General features: G+C 67.9%; 20 protein-coding genes and 1 pseudogene. 2 read left to right on the top strand and 19 right to left on the bottom strand.

Annotated elements, in window-relative coordinates; genetic code table 11:
* Positions 1-84: 84 nt before the first annotated feature.
* Entirely contained in the window at positions 85-294 is a 210-nt protein-coding gene (locus ACFYXH_RS00575) for a DUF397 domain-containing protein (RefSeq protein WP_389559395.1), read from the bottom strand.
* Positions 291-1,166 carry a helix-turn-helix domain-containing protein gene (locus ACFYXH_RS00570; RefSeq protein WP_389559393.1) on the bottom strand — a complete coding sequence of 292 codons (876 nt, stop codon included), beginning with the start codon at positions 1,164-1,166 and terminating at the stop codon, positions 291-293. Before ACFYXH_RS00570 ends, ACFYXH_RS00575 begins: the two co-directional genes overlap by 4 nt.
* A gap of 125 nt (positions 1,167-1,291) precedes the next feature.
* Between ACFYXH_RS00570 and ACFYXH_RS00565 the strand changes: the two genes are divergently transcribed.
* Positions 1,292-1,705 carry an ATP-binding protein gene (locus ACFYXH_RS00565; protein WP_389559391.1) on the top strand — a complete coding sequence of 138 codons (414 nt, stop codon included), beginning with the start codon at positions 1,292-1,294 and terminating at the stop codon, positions 1,703-1,705.
* A gap of 401 nt (positions 1,706-2,106) precedes the next feature.
* Here ACFYXH_RS00565 and ACFYXH_RS00560 read toward each other — a convergent pair whose 3' ends face one another.
* From ACFYXH_RS00560 to ACFYXH_RS00490, 15 genes are all read right to left on the bottom strand, one after another.
* Positions 2,107-2,460 carry a VOC family protein gene (locus ACFYXH_RS00560; RefSeq protein ID WP_215016539.1) on the bottom strand — a complete coding sequence of 118 codons (354 nt, stop codon included), beginning with the start codon at positions 2,458-2,460 and terminating at the stop codon, positions 2,107-2,109.
* 405 nt (positions 2,461-2,865) lie between these two features.
* Positions 2,866-4,515 (bottom strand): NADH-quinone oxidoreductase subunit NuoN, encoded by a 1,650-nt coding sequence (nuoN, locus tag ACFYXH_RS00555; RefSeq protein ID WP_389559389.1) that lies wholly within the window; start codon positions 4,513-4,515, stop codon positions 2,866-2,868.
* A complete protein-coding gene (locus ACFYXH_RS00550) occupies positions 4,512-6,083 on the bottom strand; it encodes an NADH-quinone oxidoreductase subunit M (RefSeq protein ID WP_389559388.1) in 1,572 nt (523 codons plus the stop codon). Before ACFYXH_RS00550 ends, nuoN begins: the two co-directional genes overlap by 4 nt.
* Position 6,084: 1 nt before the next feature.
* The gene (gene nuoL / locus ACFYXH_RS00545) at positions 6,085-7,980 is read right to left on the bottom strand and encodes an NADH-quinone oxidoreductase subunit L (protein ID WP_389559386.1); all 1,896 of its coding nucleotides are present in this window, start codon (positions 7,978-7,980) and stop codon (positions 6,085-6,087) included.
* Positions 7,981-7,994: 14 nt separating this feature from the next.
* A complete protein-coding gene (gene nuoK / locus ACFYXH_RS00540) occupies positions 7,995-8,294 on the bottom strand; it encodes an NADH-quinone oxidoreductase subunit NuoK (protein WP_069927518.1) in 300 nt (99 codons plus the stop codon).
* Entirely contained in the window at positions 8,291-9,145 is an 855-nt protein-coding gene (locus ACFYXH_RS00535; RefSeq protein ID WP_389559385.1) for an NADH-quinone oxidoreductase subunit J, read from the bottom strand. The genes nuoK and ACFYXH_RS00535 overlap by 4 nt, the downstream gene beginning before the upstream one ends.
* Positions 9,142-9,729 (bottom strand): NADH-quinone oxidoreductase subunit NuoI, encoded by a 588-nt coding sequence (gene nuoI / locus ACFYXH_RS00530; protein WP_389559384.1) that lies wholly within the window; start codon positions 9,727-9,729, stop codon positions 9,142-9,144. Before nuoI ends, ACFYXH_RS00535 begins: the two co-directional genes overlap by 4 nt.
* Positions 9,722-11,056, bottom strand: a complete 1,335-nt coding sequence (nuoH, locus tag ACFYXH_RS00525; protein WP_389560605.1) for an NADH-quinone oxidoreductase subunit NuoH — start codon at positions 11,054-11,056, stop codon at positions 9,722-9,724. The genes nuoI and nuoH overlap by 8 nt, the downstream gene beginning before the upstream one ends.
* Positions 11,057-11,088: 32 nt before the next feature.
* Positions 11,089-13,599, bottom strand: coding sequence for an NADH-quinone oxidoreductase subunit G (locus tag ACFYXH_RS00520; protein ID WP_389559383.1), 2,511 nt, complete (start codon positions 13,597-13,599; stop codon positions 11,089-11,091).
* A 97-nt stretch (positions 13,600-13,696) separates the two neighbouring features.
* Positions 13,697-15,046 carry an NADH-quinone oxidoreductase subunit NuoF gene (gene nuoF, locus ACFYXH_RS00515; RefSeq protein ID WP_327325414.1) on the bottom strand — a complete coding sequence of 450 codons (1,350 nt, stop codon included), beginning with the start codon at positions 15,044-15,046 and terminating at the stop codon, positions 13,697-13,699.
* The gene (gene nuoE / locus ACFYXH_RS00510) at positions 15,046-15,858 is read right to left on the bottom strand and encodes an NADH-quinone oxidoreductase subunit NuoE (protein ID WP_389560603.1); all 813 of its coding nucleotides are present in this window, start codon (positions 15,856-15,858) and stop codon (positions 15,046-15,048) included. The genes nuoF and nuoE overlap by 1 nt, the downstream gene beginning before the upstream one ends.
* 17 nt (positions 15,859-15,875) lie before the next feature.
* The gene (locus ACFYXH_RS00505) at positions 15,876-17,210 is read right to left on the bottom strand and encodes an NADH-quinone oxidoreductase subunit D (RefSeq protein ID WP_327325413.1); all 1,335 of its coding nucleotides are present in this window, start codon (positions 17,208-17,210) and stop codon (positions 15,876-15,878) included.
* Positions 17,210-17,926: an NADH-quinone oxidoreductase subunit C gene (locus tag ACFYXH_RS00500; protein ID WP_389559382.1), complete on the bottom strand. Its 717-nt coding sequence runs from the start codon at positions 17,924-17,926 to the stop codon at positions 17,210-17,212. Before ACFYXH_RS00500 ends, ACFYXH_RS00505 begins: the two co-directional genes overlap by 1 nt.
* Complete coding sequence (locus ACFYXH_RS00495; protein ID WP_327325411.1) at positions 17,923-18,477, bottom strand: NADH-quinone oxidoreductase subunit B family protein; 555 nt, start codon at positions 18,475-18,477, stop codon at positions 17,923-17,925. Before ACFYXH_RS00495 ends, ACFYXH_RS00500 begins: the two co-directional genes overlap by 4 nt.
* A gap of 19 nt (positions 18,478-18,496) precedes the next feature.
* Positions 18,497-18,856, bottom strand: a complete 360-nt coding sequence (locus ACFYXH_RS00490; RefSeq protein WP_030494815.1) for an NADH-quinone oxidoreductase subunit A — start codon at positions 18,854-18,856, stop codon at positions 18,497-18,499.
* Positions 18,857-19,548: 692 nt separating this feature from the next.
* On the opposite strand from ACFYXH_RS00490, the gene ACFYXH_RS00485 reads away from it, so the two are divergent.
* Positions 19,549-20,343 (top strand): C40 family peptidase, encoded by a 795-nt coding sequence (locus ACFYXH_RS00485; protein WP_389559380.1) that lies wholly within the window; start codon positions 19,549-19,551, stop codon positions 20,341-20,343.
* A 79-nt stretch (positions 20,344-20,422) separates the two neighbouring features.
* On the opposite strand, the pseudogene ACFYXH_RS00480 reads toward ACFYXH_RS00485, so the two are convergent.
* Both ACFYXH_RS00480 and ACFYXH_RS00475 read right to left on the bottom strand, forming a co-directional pair.
* Positions 20,423-20,695 (bottom strand): annotated as a pseudogene (locus tag ACFYXH_RS00480) (FAD-dependent oxidoreductase); the annotation flags it as partial.
* Entirely contained in the window at positions 20,670-21,953 is a 1,284-nt protein-coding gene (locus tag ACFYXH_RS00475; RefSeq protein ID WP_389559378.1) for a geranylgeranyl reductase family protein, read from the bottom strand. The pseudogene ACFYXH_RS00480 and the gene ACFYXH_RS00475, both read right to left, overlap by 26 nt.
* Positions 21,954-21,961: the final 8 nt, after the last annotated feature.

The raw sequence follows: 21,961 nt of genomic DNA, 5'->3' as shown, positions 1-21,961 counted from the left end.
TACGGGACAGCGCTTAGATGGGCGACACGTGGCAAGCGACGTCATCCGTGGTTGCGGCGACCGGCCGCGGGGTCCCCCGGCGGGTCAGGGCTTGGACGTGTACGTCACGAAGGTCGCCCACTGGGCTTCGGTGAACGCGAGTCGGGGGCCCTGGGCGTTCTTGGAGTCGCGGACGTGGACCGTGCCGGGGGTGGCTGCGACCTCGACGCACTCGTTGCTGTCACTGTCGTCGCTGTAGCTGCTCTTGAACCAGTCCAGCCCGGCGTCATTCCCAGCAGAGGGCTTGTCGGTCATGTGTCTCCCCGCACTTTCTCGATGAAGGCCAGAGACTCCCTTGGCGTGAGAGCCTGCGCCCGGATGATTCCGTACCGCAGCTCAAGGATCCGGATCTCCTTCGGGTCGGAGACCAAGCCACTGGTCGACTGGTCGTCGGAGCGACCCACCACCGAACCGTCGCTGAACTTCAGCACCTGGATCCGACCGCCCATGCCGGCGTGGTCCTCAAGGTCCGTCGGCATCACCTGGATCTCGACGTTCCGCAACTGACCTACCTCCAACAGGCGTTCGAGCTGCTTGCGTAGGACCATTCTGCCTCCGATCGGACGTCGCAGCGTGATCTCTTCTTGGACGAACGTGAACGCCGGAGCCGGTGACCGGTCGAAGATCGACTGTCGTGCCATGCGCGCAGCCACCAGCCGTTCTACGTGGTCCTGTGAGTACGCGGGGCGCCGCATCTCAAACAGCGCCTGGGCATACTCCTCCGTCTGCAACAGCCCATGCAGGTTGTGGTTGCCATACGCCCCAAGCTCGACCGCTTGCGCCTCCAGCTTCGCCAGGTCGCGGACCTTCTTCGGGTACCGCGCCTCCGCGATGTCCTTCTTCATCGCGGCGATCTTTCCGCCCGCTCCGAGTGCCTCGTCAGCCTTGTCCAGGAACTCGGGCCTCGGGATGCGCTTGCCGCTCTCCACCTTGTAGATGAGGTTCTCGCCGTACCCGATGGCCGCCCCGAACTCGGCCGGCCGCAGCCCCGCCGCCTCCCGCCAGAGCTTGAGCTGGTGGCCGAGTGCCGCGACCACCGCCGCCGAGTCGTTCTCCGGATCGACGTCCCAGCCGGGCTCGTCCGCCCCTTCCGCCGCGTGCTCCGCACGTTCCCCGCCCACGCTCATCCGAGCCCACCTCCGAGAATGTCACGGTGGACAGCCTGTACAGGCCTGGACAGCCCCCTGACAGTCACCGTACGCATCGGCATCATCACTGTTCAGGCTACTCACGCACGGCCACGCTGAGTTACGTGAACCCAGAAATCACCCAAGCCGACACCACCGTCCGCCAGTTCAGCGTGCAGCTCTCCGCCACCCGCAGAGGTGCACGTCTTGCCCGCCTGCTGGCGACGGAGCAACTCCGCTCCTGGGGGCTGCCGTTCGAGTCGGCGGCCCACGTCGTCGCCGAACTCGCCACCAACGCCGCGCTGCACGGCCGCGTACCCGGACGGGACTTCCGCCTCGCCCTCACCGCCGCCGAGGGCACTCTCCGTATCGAGGTGACCGACACCCGCGGTGACCGTCTCCCCGTCGCCCGGCACCCCGGAGACGACGAGTCGGGCCGCGGACTCATCCTCGTCGACGCCTTCGCCGACCGCTGGGGCGTCACCCCCGGCCCGGCGCCCTGCAAAACCGTGTGGGCCGAGTTTGATCTTGTGCTCTGACCGGCCCCCACCGGAACGCGGGGCCGCCCGTCTCGGTCGGCCACCAGCCGGTGCGGCACGACATCAAAAGCCTTCAATGCACCGAGGCAAAGACCCAGCGCGCGAGGGCGCGCTGGCCGTCCACATCCAGTCGGTGCCCGCCGGAGCCCGCGTCGACATCAAGACCCTCACCGCCCTCCCCGAGGGCGAGGTCCGGATCGCCGCTGCGTTACGGGACTTGAGGCATTCGGCTACCTGGAGCGCACCCGGAAACGACTCCCCAGCGACCAGATCGTCACGCACACCGTGTCGTACAACCAGCCGGGCGTGAGACCGGCCTCGGCACCGGAGACCCCGGCCGCGGTCTTCTCTGCACCAATTCGTCGCTGGGCGGCGCCCGATGAACGAGACAAAACAGCCACTTATTGACGTCGCTGGCCAAGGACACAGAACTCGTTACCTTCGGGGTCCGCCAAAACAACCCAAGATTGATCACCCTGGCCAATATCAACACGCTGTGCGCCATGAGCCACCAGACGAGCCACCTCGGCGTCCTGGTCATCAGGCCTGAAGTCGAGATGCAGTCGGCTCTTGACCTTCTTGCTCTCATCAAGCCGGACGAAGTCCAACCCCGGCAGGCGATCCGGCTCCGGGCGGATCTCGAACTCCTCATCAGAGGAGTGGACCACAACCCAACCAAGAGCCGTAGCCCACCACTGCCCCAAGGCCACCGGATCTACCGAGTGAACAATTACCTGTTCCCATTCCAAGGTCATCCGCGGAGCTTAGACCTGCCAGGGCTTCAGAAACAGGCACCAAGGGCTTCGCGGACTTGAGGGCGGCCGGGATGAACGGCATGTATCTGACCGACCAGGCCTGCATCAGACCGCCCTGTTGGTCTCCGCGCTCCTGATCACCCTTGTGCGACCTGGGGCTTTTGATGAGGAACCAGGGGAAGTCCGAGGGATACCGGTCCGCTCTTCTTGCGATGCAAGGGGTTCCGAAGGCGCGTGCGCAGGTGCCGATGGACACCTGCGAATCCTGCGTCCGCGCCTTCGGGCCGCCGAGCCGGGCTGCTGCCGCGGCTGCGCGAGACACGGCGCGCTCCTCGCGGCATGAAAAAGCGCTCGCCGTGGCGTCGTTGAAAACGAAGACACCACGGCGAGCGCTCAGCAGCCCGGCTACCGCACGAACACGCTCGCCTGGCTCGCCAGGTCCAGGAAGTACTGCGGCGCCACACCGAGCACCAGCGTCACCGCCACACCCACCCCGATCGTCGTCATCGTCAGCGGCGACGGCACGGCGACCGTGGGGCCGTCCGCCTTCGGCTCGCTGAAGAACATCAGCACGATGACCCGGATGTAGAAGAACGCCGCGATCGCCGACGAGATCACACCGACCACGACCAGCGCACCCGCGCCGCCCTCTGCCGCCGCCTTGAAGACCGCGAACTTCCCGGTGAAGCCGGAGGTCAGCGGGATACCGGCGAAGGCCAGCAGGAAGACAGCGAACACGGCCGCCACCAGCGGTGAACGACGGCCCAGCCCCGCCCACTTGGACAGATGCGTCGCCTCGCCGCCCGCGTCCCGCACCAGCGTGACCACCGCGAACGCGCCGATCGTCACAAAGGAGTACGCACCCAGGTAGAAGAGAACGGACGAGACACCTTCAGGCGTCGTTGCGATGACACCGGCGAGGATGAAGCCGGCGTGCGCGATCGAGGAGTACGCGAGGAGCCGCTTGATGTCGGTCTGGGTGATCGCGACGATCGCACCGCCCAGCATGGTTACGATCGCGATGGCCCACATGACCGGCCGCCAGTCCCAGCTCAGCCCCGGCAGCACGACGTACAGCAACCGCAGCAGCGCGCCGAAGGCGGCGACCTTGGTGGCCGCGGCCATGAAGCCGGTGACCGGAGTCGGCGCGCCCTGGTAGACGTCCGGCGTCCACATGTGGAACGGCACCGCGCCGACCTTGAAGAGCAGCCCGGTCAGGATCATCGCGCCGCCGATCAGCAGCAGCGCGTCGTTCCCCATGGTGTCGGCGAGCGCCGGGTCGATGGTGCGGACGCTGCCGTCGACGACGCCCGCGATCTTCGCATACGAGACGGAGCCCGCGTACCCGTACATCAGCGCGATACCGAACAGCAGGAAGGCCGACGAGAAGGCACCGAGCAGGAAGTACTTCACCGCGGCCTCCTGCGACATCAGCCGCTTGCGGCGGGCGACGGCGCACAGGAGGTAGAGCGGGAGCGAGAAGACTTCCAGTGCCACGAACAGCGTCAGCAGATCGTTGGCGGCCGGGAAGACCAGCATGCCGGTGATCGCGAAGAGCGCCAGCGGGAAGACCTCGGTGGTGGTGAACCCGGCCTTGACCGCTGCCTTTTCGCTGTCGCTGCCGGGTACGGACGCGGCCTGCGCGGCGAACGAGTCGATGCGGTTGCCGTGCGCCGCCGGGTCGAGGCGCCGCTCCGCGAAGGTGAAGACGGCGACCAGCGACGCCAGCAGGATGGTGCCCTGCAGGAAGAGCGCCGGACCGTCGATCGCGATCGCGCCCATCGCCGCGATATGCGCCTTGGTGGTGCCGTATCCGCCGGCCGCGAGCCCGACGACCGCGGCGAATGCGGCGGCCAGGGCGACGACGGTGAGGAACACCTGCACGTAGTAGCGGGCCTTGCGCGGGACGAAGGCCTCCACGAGCACGCCCACGACAGCGGCGCCGACAACGATCAGCGCGGGTGCCAGTTGGGCGTACTCGACACTCGGGGCCGGGATCTTGTCGATCGGCTCGGCCGCCGTCGTCCACAGGCTGTGGACAACTGTAGTGCTCACTTGGCCGCCTCCACCTCGGGCTGGGGGTCCTTCTTCTGTACGTCGGACATCGTGTGCTCCACCGCCGGGTTGATGATGTCCGTCAGCGGCTTCGGGAAGACGCCGAGGAAGAGCAGCAGCGCGATCAGTGGCGCGACCACCACCAGCTCACGGGCCTTGAGATCCGGCATCTTCGACACCTCGGCCTTCACCGGGCCCGTCATCGTCCGCTGGTAGAGGACGAGGGTGTAGAGCGCGGCGAGCACGATGCCGGTGGTGGCGACAATCCCGGCCACCGGATAGCGCGCGAACGTGCCGACCAGGACCAGGAATTCACTCACGAATGGCGCGAGGCCCGGCAGGGAGAGCGTCGCCAGACCGCCGATCAGGAAGGTGCCGGCGAGCACCGGGGCGACCTTCTGCACTCCGCCGTAGTCCGCGATGAGTCGCGAGCCGCGCCGGGAGATCAGGAAGCCGGCCACCAGCATCAGTGCGGCGGTCGAGATCCCGTGGTTGACCATGTAGAGCGTCGCGCCGGACTGGCCCTGGGTGGTCATCGCGAAGATGCCCAGGACGATGAAGCCGAAGTGCGAGATCGAGGCGTAGGCGACCAGCCGCTTGATATCGCGCTGGCCGACCGCGAGCAGCGCTCCGTAGACAATGCTGATCAGCGCGAGCACCAGGATCACCGGCGTGGCCCACTTCGACGCCTCCGGGAACAGCTGGAGGCAGAAGCGCAGCATCGCGAAGGTGCCGACCTTGTCGACGACCGCGGTGATCAGCACCGCGACCGGCGCGGTCGCCTCACCCATGGCGTTGGGCAGCCAGGTGTGCAGCGGCCACAGCGGCGCCTTGATCGCAAAGGCGAAGAAGAAGCCGAGGAAGAGCAGCCGCTCGGTGTTGGTCGCCATGTCCAGCGAGCCGTTCGCCCGCGCCGCGGCGATCTCGGTGAGCGAGAAGCTCCCGGCGACGACATTGAGCCCGATGACCGCGGCCAGCATGATCAGGCCGCCGACCAGGTTGTAGAGCAGGAACTTCACGGCCGCGTACGACCGTTGGGTCGCCGCCGCCTCGTCGCCGCCCGCGTGCGCCCGGTCCCCGAAGCCGCCGATGAGGAAGTACATCGGGATGAGCATGGCTTCGAACAGGATGTAGAAGAGGAAGACGTCGGTGGCCTCGAAGGAGAGGATCACCATCGCCTCGACGGCGAGGATCATGGCGAAGAAGCCCTGGGTCGGCCGCCAGCGCGAACTCTTCGTTTCCAGCGGGTCGGCGTCGTGCCAGCCGGCCAGGATCACAAAGGGGATCAGCAGCGCGGTCAGTGCAAGGAGCGCCACCGCGATACCGTCCACGCCCAGTTCGTACCGGACGCCGAAGTCCTTGATCCAGGTGTGGGATTCGGTGAGCTGATAGCGGGCGCCGCCGGGCTCGAATCGTACGAGCACGACCGCGGCCAGTACGAGCGTGGCGAGCGAGAAGAGCAGCGCCAGCCACTTGGCGGCGGTGCGCCTCGCGGCCGGCACGGCGGCGGTGGCGATGGCGCCGATCGCCGGGATCGCCGCCGTGGCCGTCAGGATCGGGAAGGACATCTCAGACCGCCCTCATCAGCAGGGTCGCGGCGATGACGATCGCCGTACCGCCGAACATCGAGATCGCGTAGGAGCGGGCGTAGCCGTTCTGCAGCTTGCGCAGCCGGCCCGAAAGGCCGCCGAACGAGGCGGCCGTTCCGTTGACCACGCCGTCGACCAGGGTGTGGTCGACGTAGACCAGGGAGCGGGTGAGGTGTTCGCCGCCGCGGACCAGGACCACATGGTTGAAGTCGTCCTGGTAGAGATCGCGGCGGGCGGCCCGGGTGAGCAGCGAGCCGCGGGGCGCGAGTACCGGCACCGGCCTGCGTCCGTACATCGCCCAGGCGATGGCGACGCCGATGACCAGGCAGACCATGGTCGCTCCGGTGATCGTGGCCACGCTCAGCGGCGAGTCTCCGTGCGCGTGCCCGGTGACGGGCTCCAGCCAGTTCAGGAACCTGTCGCCGATGCTGAAGAATCCGCCGGCGAAGACCGATCCGAAGGCCAGGACGATCATGGGGATGGTCATCGACTTCGGGGACTCGTGCGGATGCGGTTCATTGCCTTCCGCGTCGGGCTGCCAGCGCTTCTCACCGAAGAAGGTCAGCAGCATCACGCGGGTCATGTAGAACGCGGTGATGGCCGCGCCCAGCAGGGCCACGCCACCGAGGATCCAGCCCTCCGTGCCGCCCTTGGCGAAGGCCGCCTCGATGATCTTGTCCTTGGAGAAGAAGCCGGACAGACCCGGGAAGCCGATGATGGCCAGATAGCCGAGACCGAAGGTGACATACGTGATCGGCATGTACTTCCGCAGGCCGCCGTACTTGCGCATGTCGACCTCGTCGTTCATGCCGTGCATGACCGAACCGGCGCCGAGGAAGAGCCCGGCCTTGAAGAAGCCGTGCGTCACCAGGTGCATGATCGCGAAGACGTAGCCGATCGGACCGAGGCCCGCCGCCAGGATCATGTAGCCGATCTGCGACATCGTCGAACCGGCCAGCGCCTTCTTGATGTCGTCCTTCGCGCAACCGACGATCGCACCGAAGAGGAGCGTCACGGCGCCGACGGCCACGACCGCCAACTGTGCGTCCGGGGCCGCGTTGAAGATCGCGGCGGAGCGGACGATGAGATACACGCCGGCGGTCACCATGGTCGCCGCGTGGATCAGGGCCGAGACCGGGGTCGGGCCCTCCATCGCGTCCCCGAGCCAGGACTGCAGCGGCACCTGGGCCGACTTGCCGCAGGCGGCGAGCAGCAGCATCAGACCGATCGCGGTGAGCTTGCCCTCCGAGGTGTCCCCCGTCGCCCCGAAGACCGGGCCGAAGGTGAAGGTCCCGAAGGTGGTGAACATCAGCATGATCGCGATCGACAGGCCCATATCGCCGACGCGGTTGACGAGGAATGCCTTCTTCGCCGCGGTCGCCGCGCTGGGCTTGTGCTGCCAGAAGCCGATCAGCAGATACGAGGCGAGACCGACACCTTCCCAGCCGACGTACAGCAGAAGGTAGTTGTCGGCGAGGACCAGCAGCAGCATCGCCGCGAGGAAGAGGTTCAGATAGCCGAAGAAGCGGCGTCGCCGTTCGTCGTGCTCCATGTACCCGATGGAGTAGAGGTGGATCAGCGAGCCCACACCGGTGATCAGCAGGACGAACGTCATCGACAGCTGGTCGAGCTGGAAGGCGACGTCGGCCTGGAAACTCCCGACCGGGATCCAGCTGAACAGCGTGCTGTGCAGGGTGCGTTCCTCCGCGCCCTTGCCCAGCATGTTGACGAAGAGCACCACGCCGATCACGAACGACGCGGCCGCGAGCAGCGTGCCGATCCAGTGGCCGCTGCGGTCGAGCCGCCGCCCGCCGCACAGCAGGACCGCCGCTCCGAGCAAGGGCGCCGCGACAAGCAGCGCAATCAGGTTCTCCACGATTCAGCGACCCCTTACAGCTTCATCAGGCTGGCGTCGTCGACCGAGGCCGAGTGGCGGGAGCGGAACAGCGACACGATGATCGCGAGCCCGACCACGACCTCCGCGGCGGCGACGACCATCGTGAAGAAGGCGATGATCTGGCCGTCGAGATTGCCGTGCATCCGGGAGAAGGCGACGAACGCGAGGTTGCAGGCGTTGAGCATCAGCTCGACGCACATGAAGACCACGATCGCGTTCCGCCGGATCAGCACCCCTGCCGCGCCGATGGTGAACAACAGCGCCGCGAGATACAGATAATTGACGGGATTCACTTCGCGACCTTCCCTTCGCGCGATTGCTGCGACTGCTGCGATTCCGGCGATTCCTGGTCCCGTCCGAGCCGCTCCTCCGAGCGCTGCTCCAGCGCCTTGAGGTCGTTCAGCGCGGCGCTCGACACATCGCGGATCTGGCCGCGCTCCCGCAGCGTCTTACTGACGGTGAGCGCGGACGTGGTGCCGTCCGGCAGCAGACCGGGGATGTCCACGGCGTTGTGCCGGGCGTAGACACCGGGCGCCGGCAGCGGCGGCAGTTGCTTCCCGCGTACGCGCTCCTCGGACATCTCCCGCTGTGTCTTGGCGCGCTCGGTGCGCTCCCGGTGCGTGAGCACCATCGCGCCGACGGCCGCCGTGATCAGCAGCGCGCCGGTGATCTCGAAGGCGAAGACGTACTTGGTGAAGATGAGCCGGGCGAGTCCCTCGACATTGCCGCCGTGTGCGCTGTTGGCCGGACCGAGCCCGTTGAAGGTCTTCAGCGAGGCATTGCCGATTCCGGCGATCAGCAGCACACCGAAGCCGAGCCCGCAGGCAGCGGCCCACCAGCGCTGGCCCTTCAGCGTCTCCTTGAGCGAGTCGGCGGCGGTGACACCGACCAGCATGACGACGAAGAGGAACAGCATCATGATCGCGCCGGTGTAGACGATGATCTGGACGACACCGAGGAAGTACGCGCCGTTGGCGAGGTAGAAGACCGCCAGGACGATCATGGTTCCGGCGAGACTCAGCGCACTGTGCACGGCCCGCTTCATCAGGATCGTGCCGAGCGCCCCGAGGACGGCGATGGTGCCGAGGACCCAGAACTGGAAGGCCTCACCCGCCGAAGTGGTGGAGGCGGCAAGCGTGTTCATACGTCCACCTCCTCGCCCTTCTCCCCCTTGGAGACGGCGACCTGCTGGACCGTGCCGGGAGCGGCCTCGGTGACCAGGCCCCGGTAGTAGTCCTGCTCGTCCGTGCCCGGGAAGATCGAGTGCGGGGAGTCGACCATGCCCTCCTCGAGTCCGGCGAGCAGCTGCTCCTTCGTATAGATGAGGTTCTCCCGGCTGCTGTCGGCCAGTTCGAACTCGTTGGTCATCGTCAGCGCCCGGGTCGGGCAGGCTTCGATGCACAGTCCGCACAGAATGCAGCGGGCATAGTTGATCTGGTAGACGCGGCCGTAGCGCTCACCCGGGGAGTAGCGCTCCTCGTCGGTGTTCTCCGCGCCCTCCACATAGATCGCGTCCGCCGGACAGGCCCAGGCGCACAGCTCGCATCCGATGCACTTCTCAAGCCCGTCGGGATGGCGGTTGAGCTGGTGCCGGCCGTGGAAGCGCGGCGCCGTGATCTTCTGCTGCTCCGGGTACTGCTCGGTCAGCCGCTTCTTGAACATTGCCTTGAAGGTCACGCCGAAGCCGGCAACCGGATTCTCGAACTTGTTCTCAGGTTCCTCAGACACCGTCAGCCTCCTTTCCGTCACCAGGACCGTCACTCACAGTGTCCGTGCCACCACTGACAATCAACTCGCGCTCACGGCGCGGCCGTCGACGGGGCACGGGCGGCAGGGTCTGTCCCGGCAGCGGCGGTACGGGGAAACCGCCCGCCATCGGGTCGAAGGCCGGCGGCTCGCCCTTGGCGGCCTCCGCCTCCTTCTCCTTCTTGCCGCGGAACATGTCGGCGACGAAGGAGAGCAGCAGCACCGCGATCACCGCGCCGCCGACGTACAGCACGATCTGCTGGAAGTCGTAGTTCTCGTTCCGCAGCGCCCGTACGGTCGCCACCAGCATCAGCCAGACCACCGATACCGGGATCAGGACCTTCCAGCCGAGCTTCATCAGCTGGTCGTAGCGGACCCGGGGCAGCGTGCCGCGCAGCCAGATGAAGAAGAACAGCAGCAGCTGGACCTTGATGACGAACCAGAGCATCGGCCACCAGCCGTGGTTCGCGCCCTCCCAGAGAGTGGAGACCGGGTACGGGACCCGCCAGCCGCCCAGGAAGAGGGTGACCGAGACCGCCGAGACGGTGACCATGTTGACGTACTCGGCCAGCATGAACATCGCGAACTTGATCGAGCTGTACTCGGTGTTGAAGCCGCCGACGAGGTCGCCCTCGGACTCCGGCATGTCGAAGGGGGCGCGGTTGGTCTCGGCCACCATCGTGACGATGTAGATGATGAAGGAGACCGGCAGCAGGATGATGTACCAGCGGTCCGCCTGCGCCTCGACGATCTTCGAGGTCGACATCGACCCGGAGTAGAGGAAGACGGAGGCAAAGGCCGCGCCCATGGCGATCTCGTACGAGATCATCTGCGCGCAGGAGCGGAGTCCGCCGAGCAGCGGGTACGTCGAGCCCGACGACCAGCCGGCGAGGACGATGCCGTAGATGCCGACCGAGGCGACCGCGAGGATGTAGAGCATCGCGATCGGTAGGTCGGTGAGCTGCATCGTGGTGCGGTGGCCGAAGATCGAGATCTCGTTGCCGGCCGGACCGAAGGGGATCACGGCGATCGCCATGAAGGCCGGGATCGCGGCGACGATCGGCGCGAGGACATAGACGACCTTGTCCGCGCGCTTGACGATGACGTCTTCCTTCAGCATCAGCTTGATGCCGTCGGCGAGGGACTGGAGCATGCCCCAGGGCCCGTGCCGGTTGGGGCCGATGCGCAGCTGCATCCAGGCGACAACCTTGCGCTCCCACACGATGGAGAAGAGCACGGTGATCATCAGGAAGGCGAAGCAGAACACTGCCTTGATGACGACGAGCCACCAGGGGTCGTGCCCGAACATCGAGAGATCCTCGGCCGCGAGGAGGGTCGGGTTCACGACTGCACCTCCGGTGCGTCAGCGGGGACGACTTCCGGCGCCGCCGGGCCGATGCGGACGAGCTGTCCGGGGACGGCGCCGGTGTCCGAAGTGACGCCGCCGCCCACGGAGTTCAGCGGCAGCCACACCACCCGGTCGGGCATCTCGCTCACCTGGAGCGGGAGCCGGACCGAGCCGGCCGGGCCGCTGACGGCCAGGACGTCACCGTCCTTGACGCCCGTCTCGGCCGCTGTCGCCGCGGAGAGCCGGGCGACCGCCGCATGGCGAGTACCCGCCAGCGCCTCGTCGCCCTGCTGCAGCAGACCCTGGTCGAGCAACAGCCGGTGCCCCGCGAGGACCGCCTCGCCCTCGCCCGGTCGGGGCAGGGACTGCGCGGACTCCGTCGGCTCGGTGGCCCGGGGGCCCTGCCAGCCGCCGAGCCGGTCGAGCTCCGTGCGTACGGACTTGAGGTCCGGCAGCCCGAAGCTGACGTCGAGCGCGTCCGCGAGCATGTGCAGCACCCGCGCGTCGGTCGGCGCCAGGCGGCGGGTCATCTGCTCCGGCTTGAGCGCGGCCTCGAACAGCCTCGCCCTGCCCTCCCAGTTGAGGAACGTGCCCGGCTTCTCGGCGACGGCCGCGACCGGGAAGACCACGTCCGCCCGCTCGGTGACCTCACTCGGCCGCAGTTCCAGAGAGACCAGGAAGCCGACCGCGTCGAGTGCCGCGCGTGCGCGTGCCGGGTCGGGCAGGTCCGCGACCTCGACGCCCGCCACCAGCAGCGCGCCCAGTTCGCCGGTGGCCGCGGCCTCGACGATCTGGCCGGTGTCGCGGCCGTAGCGGTGCGGGAGTTCGCGTACGCGCCAGGCCGCCGCGGTCTCCTCACGGGCCCGCGGGTCGGTGGCCGGGCGGCCGCCGGGCAGCAGCGAGGGGATCGCGCCCGCCTCGATGGCGCCGCGCTCACCCGCCCTGCGCGGGATCCACACCAGCTGGGCACCGGTCGCGGTGGCGGCCCGTGCGGCGGCGGTGAGTCCGCCGGGCACGGCCGCGAGCCGCTCGCCGACCACGATCACCGCGCCTGCGGAGCGCAGCGCCTCGGCCGCCTTCGCGCCGTCGCCCTCCAGACCGGTGCCGGCCGCCAGCGCGTTCAGCCACTCGGTCTCGGTGCCGGGGGCGGCGGCCAGCAGCGTGCCGCCCGCCTTCGCCAGACCCCGGGTGGCGTGCGTGGCCAGCGCGAAGGTGCGCTGGCCGTGCTTGCGATGCGCCTTGCGCAGCCGCAGGAAGACGCCGGGCGCCTCCTCCTCGGACTCGAACCCGGCCAGCAGTACGGCCGGGGCCTTCTCCAGGGAGGTGTAGGTGACGCCGCTGCCGTCCAGATCGCGGCCCTGCCCGGCGACGCGGGCGGCCAGGAAGTCGGCCTCCTCGCTGCTGTGCACGCGCGCCCGGAAGTCGACGTCATTGGTGTCGAGGGCGACGCGCGCGAACTTGGCGTACGCATAGGAGTCCTCGACGGTGAGCCGGCCGCCCACGAGGACACCGGCCCGGCCGCGCGCCCCGCTCAGCCCGCGGGCCGCCGCCTCCAGCGCCTCCGGCCAGCTCGCCGGTTCCAGGACGCCTTCGTCATTGCGTACGAGAGGGGTGGTGAGCCGGTCCGGCTTCTGCGCGTAACGGAAGCCGAAGCGCCCCTTGTCGCAGAGCCACTCCTCGTTGACCTCGGGGTCCTCCGCCGCGAGGCGCCGCATGACCTTGCCGCGCCGGTGGTCGGTGCGGGTCGCGCAGCCGCCGGCGCAGTGCTCGCACACGCTCGGCGACGAGACCAGGTCGAAGGGGCGGGAGCGGAATCGGTACGCCGCCGAGGTCAGCGCGCCCACCGGGCAGATCTGGATGGTGTTGCCGGAGAAGTACGACTCGAAGGGGTCGCCCTCACCCGTGCCGACCTGCTGGAGGGCGCCCCGCTCGATCAGCTCGATCATCGGGTCGCCCGCGACCTGGTTGGAGAAGCGGGTGCAGCGGGCGCAGAGCACGCACCGCTCACGGTCGAGCAACACCTGTGTGGAGATCGGCACGGGCTTCTCGTATGTGCGCTTACGGCCCTCGAAGCGGGTGTCCGGGTCGCCCACCTGCATGGCCTGGTTCTGCAGGGGGCATTCGCCGCCCTTGTCGCAGACCGGGCAGTCCAGCGGGTGGTTGATCAGCAGCAGCTCCATCACACCGCGCTGGGCCTTCTCTGCGACCGGCGAGGTGAGCTGCGACTTGACGACCATGCCGTCGGTGCAGGTGATGGTGCAGGACGCCATCGGCTTGCGCTGGCCCTCGACCTCGACGATGCACTGGCGGCAGGCGCCGACCGGGTCGAGGAGGGGGTGGTCGCAGAACCGCGGGATCTCGATGCCCAGCAGCTCGGCGGCCCGGATGACCAGCGTGCCCTTGGGGACGGAGATCTCGATGCCGTCGATCGTCAGCGAGACAAGATCTTCCGGCGGAACGGCCGCGCTGCCGCCTCCGGCGGGGTTGGACGTCGTGACGGTCATGCCCGTACCTCCGCACGAGGTGAGTCGGACTGCGGTGCTTCGCCCGCAGGGCGGTGGGCGGCGAAGCCGCGGCCGGGGCTCGGCGCATACGCCTCAGTCATGCGTTCACCTCCAGGTGCTTGTCGGCCCAGACGGTCGACTTGGCAGGGTCGAAGGGGCAGCCCTTGCCGGTGATGTGCTGCTCGTACTCCTCGCGGAAGTACTTGAGCGAGGAGAAGATGGGGGACGCGGCACCGTCGCCCAGCGCGCAGAAGGACTTGCCGTTGATGTTGTCGGCGATGTCGTTGAGCTTGTCGAGATCGGACATGACGCCCTTGCCGGCCTCGATGTCGCGCAGCAGTTGCACCAGCCAGTACGTGCCTTCGCGGCAGGGCGTGCACTTGCCGCAGGACTCGTGGGCGTAGAACTCGGTCCATCGCGTCACGGCCCGTACGACACACGTGGTCTCGTCGAAGCACTGCAGCGCCTTGGTGCCGAGCATCGAACCGGCGGCGCCGACGCCCTCGTAGTCCAGCGGGACATCGAGGTGCTCGTCGGTGAACATCGGGGTCGAAGAGCCGCCCGGGGTCCAGAACTTGAGGCGGTGCCCGGCCCTGATCCCGCCGCTCATGTCGAGCAGCTGGCGCAGCGTGATGCCGAGCGGGGCCTCGTACTGGCCGGGGTTGGTGACATGGCCGCTGAGCGAGTAGAGCGTGAAGCCCGGGGACTTCTCGCTGCCCATCGACTTGAACCAGTCCTTGCCGCGTTGGAGGATCGCGGGAACGGACGCGATGGACTCGACGTTGTTCACCACAGTGGGGCACGCGTAGAGACCGGCGACCGCGGGGAAGGGCGGTCGCAGCCGGGGCTGGCCGCGACGGCCCTCCAGGGAGTCCAGCAGCGCGGTCTCCTCACCGCAGATGTACGCGCCTGCGCCCGCGTGCACGGTGAGTTCGAGGTCGAGTCCGCTGCCGAGAACGTTCTTGCCGAGGTAGCCCGCCTCGTACGCCTCGCGCACGGCTTCGTGCAGCCGTCGCAGTACGGGGACGACTTCACCGCGCAGATAGATGAACGCGTGATTCGACCGGATCGCATAGCAGGCGATCACGATCCCCTCGATGAGGGAGTGCGGGTTGGCGAAGAGGAGCGGGATGTCCTTGCAGGTCCCGGGCTCCGACTCGTCGGCGTTGACAACAAGATAGTGCGGCTTTCCGTCGCCCTGCGGAATGAACTGCCACTTCATTCCGGTGGGGAAGCCGGCGCCGCCGCGGCCGCGCAGTCCGGAGTCCTTGACGTACGCGATGAGGTCGTCGGGCGACATGGCCAGCGCCTTGCGCAGCCCCTCGTACCCCTCGTGCCGCCGGTAGGTGTCCAGCGTCCAGGGCTCCGCCTCGTCCCAGAAGGCGGAGAGGACGGGCGCGAGGAGCTTCTCGGGGCTCGTCTCGTTGAGCTCGGGTGCCAAGGTCATCACTCCCCCTCCTCGGCTGCGGGCCCGGCCGGGTGCGCGGGGTCGGAGTCCGAGGTCTGCTGTGGCGCGTCGTGCGAGCTGAGGTGCTCGGACCCGGGCTGCGGGGCATCGTGGGCGACCTCACCGCGCGGGGCGACCACCCGGGCGGCCGGCTGCTCGCCTTTGGCGAGGCGCAGGCCGATCAGCGAGGCGGGTCCGGCCCCGCCGGTCGCCTCGACGGCGCCGGGGCGCCGGTCGGGGAAGCCCGCGAGGATCCGCGCGGTCTCCTTGTACGTACAGAGGGGAGCGCCGCGGGTGGGCTGGACCTGCCGTCCCGCACGCAGATCGTCGACGAGCCGCTTGGCTGTCTCCGGCGTCTGGTTGTCGAAGAACTCCCAGTTGACCATCACCACAGGGGCGAAGTCGCAGGCCGCGTTGCACTCGATGTGCTCGAGGGTGACCTTGCCGTCCTCGGTCGTCTCGTTGTTGCCGACGCCGAGGTGCTCCTTGAGCTCCTCGAAAATGGCGTCGCCGCCCATCACCGCGCAGAGCGTGTTGGTGCAGACCCCGACCTGGTAGTCGCCGGAGGGCTTGCGCCGGTACATCGAGTAGAAGGTGGACACCGCGGTGACCTCGGCAGTGGTCAGCTCCAGCATCTCGGCGCAGAACCGGACGCCGGTGCGGGTGACGTACCCCTCCTCCGCCTGCACCAGATGCAGCAGCGGCAGCAGGGCGGACCGGCTGTCGGGGTAGCGGGCGATGATCTCCTTCGCGTCCGCTTCGAGCCTGGCACGCACATCGGCCGGGTAGTCGGGGGCGGGGAGCTGTGGCATCCCCAAGCTGATGTCTGTCACCGGTCGACGCCTCCCATCACGGGGTCGATGGACGCGACGGCGACGATGACGTCGGCGACCTGGCCGCCTTCGCACATCGCCGCCATGGCCTGCAGATTGGTGAAGGACGGGTCACGGAAGTGGACCCGGTAGGGGCGGGTGCCGCCGTCGCTCACGACATGGACGCCGAGTTCGCCCTTGGGCGATTCGACCGCGGTGTACGCCTGTCCGGCCGGGACCCGGAAGCCCTCGGTCACCAGCTTGAAGTGATGGATCAGGGCCTCCATGGAGGTGCCCATGATCTTCTTGATGTGGTCGAGGGAGTTGCCGAGCCCGTCGGGGCCGAGAGCGAGCTGCGCGGGCCAGGCGATCTTCTTGTCGGCGACCATCACCGGTCCCGGCTCGAGCCGGTCCAGGCACTGCTCGACGATGCGCAGCGACTGCCGCATCTCCTCGAGGCGGATGAGGAAGCGGCCGTACGCGTCGCAGCTGTCGGCGGTCGGGACGTCGAACTCGTACGTCTCGTAACCGCAGTAGGGGTCGGTCTTGCGCAGATCGTGGGCGAGACCGGCGGAGCGCAGGATCGGTCCGGTCGCGCCGAGCGCCAGGCAGCCGGTCAGATCGAGATAGCCGATGTCCTGCATACGGGCCTTGAAGATGGGGTTGCCGGTGGCGAGCTTGTCGTACTCCGGCAGGTTCTTCTTCATCGTCTTCACGAACTCGCGAAGCTGGTCGATGGCGCCGGGCGGCAGGTCCTGCGCGAGTCCGCCGGGCCGGATGAACGCGTGGTTCATCCGCAGGCCGGTGATCAACTCATAGATGTCGAGAATCAGTTCACGATCCCGGAATCCGTAGATCATGATCGTGGTGGCGCCGAGCTCCATACCGCCGGTGGCGATGCACACCAGGTGGGAGGAGAGCCGGTTGAGCTCCATCAGCAGGACGCGGATGATCGTCGCCCGGTCCGGGATCTCGTCGGTGATGCCGAGCAGCTTCTCCACGCCCAGGCAGTACGCCGCCTCGTTGAAGAACGGCGTCAGATAATCCATGCGCGTGACGAAGGTGGTGCCCTGCACCCAGGTCCGGTACTCGAGGTTTTTCTCGATCCCGGTGTGCAGATAGCCGATGCCGCAGCGGGCCTCGGTGACCGTCTCGCCGTCGATCTCCAGGATCAGCCGGAGCACGCCGTGCGTGGAGGGGTGCTGCGGGCCCATGTTGACGACGATCCGCTCGTCGTCGGCCTTGGCCGCGGACTGGACGACCTCGTCCCAGTCGCCGCCGGTGACCGTATATACGGTCCCCTCGGTGGTCTCGCGGGCGGAAGCGGGGGAAGTTCCCTGTGAAGCAGACATCAGCTGTACGACCTCCGCTGGTCCGGAGCCGGGATCTGGGCGCCCTTGTACTCGACGGCGATGCCGCCGAGCGGATAGTCCTTGCGCTGCGGGAAGCCCTGCCAGTCGTCCGGCATCATGATCCGGGTGAGGGCGGGGTGGCCGTCGAAGATGAGCCCGAAGAAGTCGTACGTCTCGCGCTCGTGCCAGTCGTTGGTCGGATAGACCGTGACCAGGGACGGCACATGCGGGTCGCTGTCCGGTGCGGAGACCTCGAGGCGGATCAGCCGGCCGTGGGTGAGCGAGCGCAGGTGGTAGACGGCGTGCAGCTCGCGGCCCTTGTCCTCGAGGTAGTGGACGCCGGAGACGCCCGTACAGAGCTCGAAGCGCAGGGCCGGGTCGTCGCGCAGGGTCTGCGCCACGGTGAGCAGATGCTCGCGGGCGATGTAGAAGGTGAGCTCGCCGCGGTCGACGACCGTCTTCTCGATGGCGTTCTCGGGGACGAGGCCCTGCTCCTCCAGTGCGCCTTCGAGCTCGTCGGCGACCTCGTCGAAGTAGCCGCCGTAGGGGCGGTGGGAGGCGCCCGGCAGGGTCACCGTCCTGACGAGACCGCCGTAGCCACTCGTATCGCCGCCGTTGCCTGCGCCGAACATGCCCTTGCGTACGCCGATGACGTCGCCGGACTCGTCCCGTGGCGCAGGGACGTTGTTACCGTTGGTGTTCTTGCTCTCACTCACCGGAGCAGCCCCTTCATCTCGATGGTGGGGAGCGCCTTGAGGGCCGCCTCCTCCGCCTCGCGGGCCGCTTCCTCCGCGTTCACGCCGAGCTTGGAGGTCTGGATCTTGTGGTGCAGCTTGAGAATCGCGTCGATCAGCATCTCGGGACGCGGCGGGCAGCCAGGCAAATAGATGTCGACGGGGACAATGTGATCAACACCCTGCACAATCGCGTAATTGTTGAACATTCCGCCCGATGAGGCGCAAACGCCCATGGAAATGACCCACTTGGGATTGGGCATCTGGTCGTAGACCTGCCGCAGGACGGGCGCCATCTTCTGGCTCACCCGGCCGGCGACGATCATCAGGTCGGCCTGGCGCGGCGATCCGCGGAAGACCTCCATGCCGAAGCGGGCCAGGTCGTAGCGGCCGGCGCCGGTCGTCATCATCTCGATGGCGCAGCAGGCCAGACCGAAGGTCGCCGGGAAGACGGATGATTTGCGCACCCAGCCCGCGGCCTGTTCGACGGTGGTCAGCAGAAAACCGCTCGGCAGCTTCTCTTCGATTCCCATTGGTGTGCCCCTCAGCCCCTCAGTCCCATTCCAGGCCGCCGCGCCGCCATACATACGCGTAGGCGACGAAGACGGTGAGCACGAAGAGCAGCATCTCCACGAGCCCGAAAAGCCCCAGGGCGTCGAAGGTGACCGCCCAGGGGTAGAGGAAGACGATCTCGATGTCGAAGACGATGAAGAGCATCGCCGTCAGGTAGTACTTGATGGGAAAGCGGCCGCCTCCGGCCGGCGTAGGGGTCGGCTCGATGCCGCACTCGTACGCCTCTAGTTTTGCCCGGTTGTAGCGCTTTGGACCGATAAGCGTGGCCATGACCACGGAGAAGATCGCAAACCCTGCCCCGAGGGCGCCGAGCACAAGGATGGGCGCGTAAGCATTCACCCTCCTCGCTCCTTCCAGTCGTCCTTGACCGTTGGACCGCACCGGGCATCCGCCTCGCTGCCTCGCGAAGATCGTGTACATGTGAGGCAGTTCACAAGCCCGACTGCTCCGCATCCTATGCCTGCCGGTCTGTGATCTGCGACACGGGGTACGACAACGTCTTTGTGATCTCCACCACCCGGCGAACGATCATGAAGTCGGATGAGCGGTGATCTTCATACGCGAAGCGCCCGAGTGGTCACCAGACGTGACATCCGGTGGTGTTACCGCAGGTCGGAGGGCATGCGCCCTATCAAGCGATGGCCCGTACAGGCAAATTGGCAATGGGCCGCATCGGGTGATAGTGGACTCCGCTTCACCCACCCGAGGGACCCGCGCGGATCCGGGTGGACACGTGCTCGCATTCACGAGCTGCCGGACGCCAGGACGTTGACCTTTCTGTGACCTGCACCACTCGCTTCATTCATCAATAAAAGGGGGCTTGGCCATCGGCGTGAAGGGATGGTAAGTGCCAGGCAATTCGGACCTTTTACGGAAAGCCCATGATCACAGCCGTGATCGCTCGTGCCCGAATTGCCCGTTACGGCGTCAATAAAGGCCGGAGCAGAGCGGATTCAGACGTTCCGGTCACAACTGTGGCGCAACACACGTTTCTTGAAGGGAACCGTGAGTACTTGATACCGGTTGTACTCATGTCCCACACCGCTCACATACCCAGCCACCGGAAGCCCCGCCGCAGTGCCTCGAAGTTGGCGCTTCGGGCCGGAGTTGCCGGTGGCGTCCTCAGCACCATCGCGGTGGCCGGAGCTGCCGGGCCGGCGAACGCCGAGCCGGTGACCGAGACCATCGAGATGCCGACGCTCACGTCCGGCCCCTCGCTCTCCGCCGCCGTCTCGCAGTCCGCCGAGGCCACTCAGGAGATCGCGCTCGACCTCGAGTTGCAGGCCCAGGAGAACGCCGCCGCCGTCAAGGCCGCGCAGACCGCCAAGAAGGCCAAGGCCGAGGCGGACCGCAAGGCCGAGGCCAAGGAGAAGTCCGAGGCGAAGAAGCGCGCCGACGCCGAGGCACAGCGCGCCTCCCGGTCGTCCGAGCGCACCACGCTCTCCGCGCCCTCCAACACCTCGAACGCCACGGGCTCCGCCGCGACCGTCGTCGCCTTCCTCAAGGCACAGCTCGGCGACGCCTACGTCATGGGCGCCACCGGACCCAACTCGTGGGACTGCTCCAGCCTCGTCCAGGCCGCCTTCCGGCAGGTCGGCGTCGACCTGCCCCGCGTCTCCCAGGACCAGTCGGTGGCCGGCACCCAGGTGGGCACCAGCAACCTCCAGATCGGCGACATCCTCTACTGGGGCGGCGCCGGTTCCGCGTACCACGTCGGTGTCTACATCGGCGATGGCCAGTACCTCGACGCCGCCAACCCCGGCAAGGGCGTCGTGATCCAGGACCTGTCGGGCTACCCGGCGAGCGGCGCGGTCCGCGTTCTCTGACCGCCCCGCGCACTGACCGGCACGCTTCGAAGGGCCGCGGCTCCCCCGCTCGGGGGTGGAGCCGCGGCCCTTCGTCCGTTCACCCCGGGTGTGCCGCCGGTCGCGTCGTGCCGCGGCCGCCGGGCCCCCGCTTGAGCGGCTCCAGCTCCGGCGGCCGGTAGCGGCCCCAGGTGGTGCAGCGCGCGGCGCCCGAGGCATCGGCGTCCAGCAGGGCGTTGACGGCGTACCGGGCCGCTTCGTTGGCGCCCTCCACGGACGCCAGGTTCATGCCGGTGCGTACGTAGTCCCCCGCGAGGAAGAAGTTCGGCACCCTGGTCCTGGCCGTATCAGGCCTTCGGGGCCACCTTCGAGAGCCCGTTGATGATCCGGTCCATCGCGTCGCCGCCCGTCGGGTCGGTGAGGTTGGCCAGCATCTTCAGCGTGAACTTCATCAGCAGCGGGTGCGTCAGACCGCGCTGCGTCGCGATCTTCATGACCTTCGGGTTGCCGATGAGCTTCACGAAGGCGCGGCCCAGGGTGTAGTAACCGCCGTACGTGTCCTTGAGGATCTTCGGGTAGCGGTGCAGCGCCAGCTCCCGCTGCGCCGGGGTCTGCCGGGCATGCGCCTGCACGATCACGTCGGCGGCGATCTGGCCGGACTCCATGGCGTACGCGATGCCCTCGCCGTTGAACGGGTTGACGAGGCCGCCCGCGTCGCCGACCAGCAGCAGGCCCTTGGTGTAGTGCGGCTGACGGTTGAACGCCATCGGGAGCGCGGCGCCGCGGATCGGCATCGTCATGTTGTCCTCGGTGTAGCCCCAGTCCTCCGGCATCGAGGCACACCAGGCCTTCAGCACCTCGCGCCAGTCCAGCTCCTTGAAGGCGGCGGAGGTGTTCAGTACGCCGAGGCCGACGTTCGAGGTGCCGTCGCCCATGCCGAAGATCCAGCCGTAGCCGGGGAGAAGCCGGTCCTGCGGGCCACGGCGGTCCCAGAGCTCCAGCCAGGACTCCAGATAGTCGTCGTCGTGGCGCGGCGAGGTGAAGTACGTCCGTACGGCGACACCCATCGGACGGTCCTCGCGACGGTGCAGCCCCATGGCGAGGGAGAGCCGGGTCGAATTGCCGTCGGCGGCGACGACGAGCGGCGCGTGGAAGGTGACCGGGGTCTTCTCCTCGCCCAGCTTGGCGTTGACGCCGGTGATGCGGCCTGTCCGCTCGTCGATGATCGGGGCCCCGACGTTGCACCGCTCGTACAGCCGCGCGCCCGCCTTCTGCGCCTGCCTGGCGAGCTGCTCGTCGAAGTCGTCGCGCTTGCGTACGAGTCCGTAGTCCGGGAAAGAGGCGAGATCCGGCCAGTCGAGCTGGAGCCGCACGCCGCCGCCGATGATCCGCAGGCCCTTGTTGCGCAGCCAGCCGGCTTCCTCGGAGATGTCGATACCCATCGCCACCAGCTGCTTCGTGGCACGCGGGGTGAGGCCGTCACCGCAGACCTTCTCGCGCGGGAAGGCCGTCTTCTCGAGGAGAAGGACGTCGAGCCCCGCCTTGGCCAGGTAGTACGCGGTCGTGGAGCCGGCCGGGCCTGCCCCGACGACGATCACATCGGCGGTGTGTTCGGAGAGGGGCTCGGTCACGGCGGGTT

The sequence above is a fragment of the Streptomyces sp. NPDC002730 genome (assembly GCF_042888805.1).
GTDB lineage: Bacteria > Actinomycetota > Actinomycetes > Streptomycetales > Streptomycetaceae > Streptomyces.
This window is presented reverse-complemented; position numbering and strand designations above follow the sequence as displayed.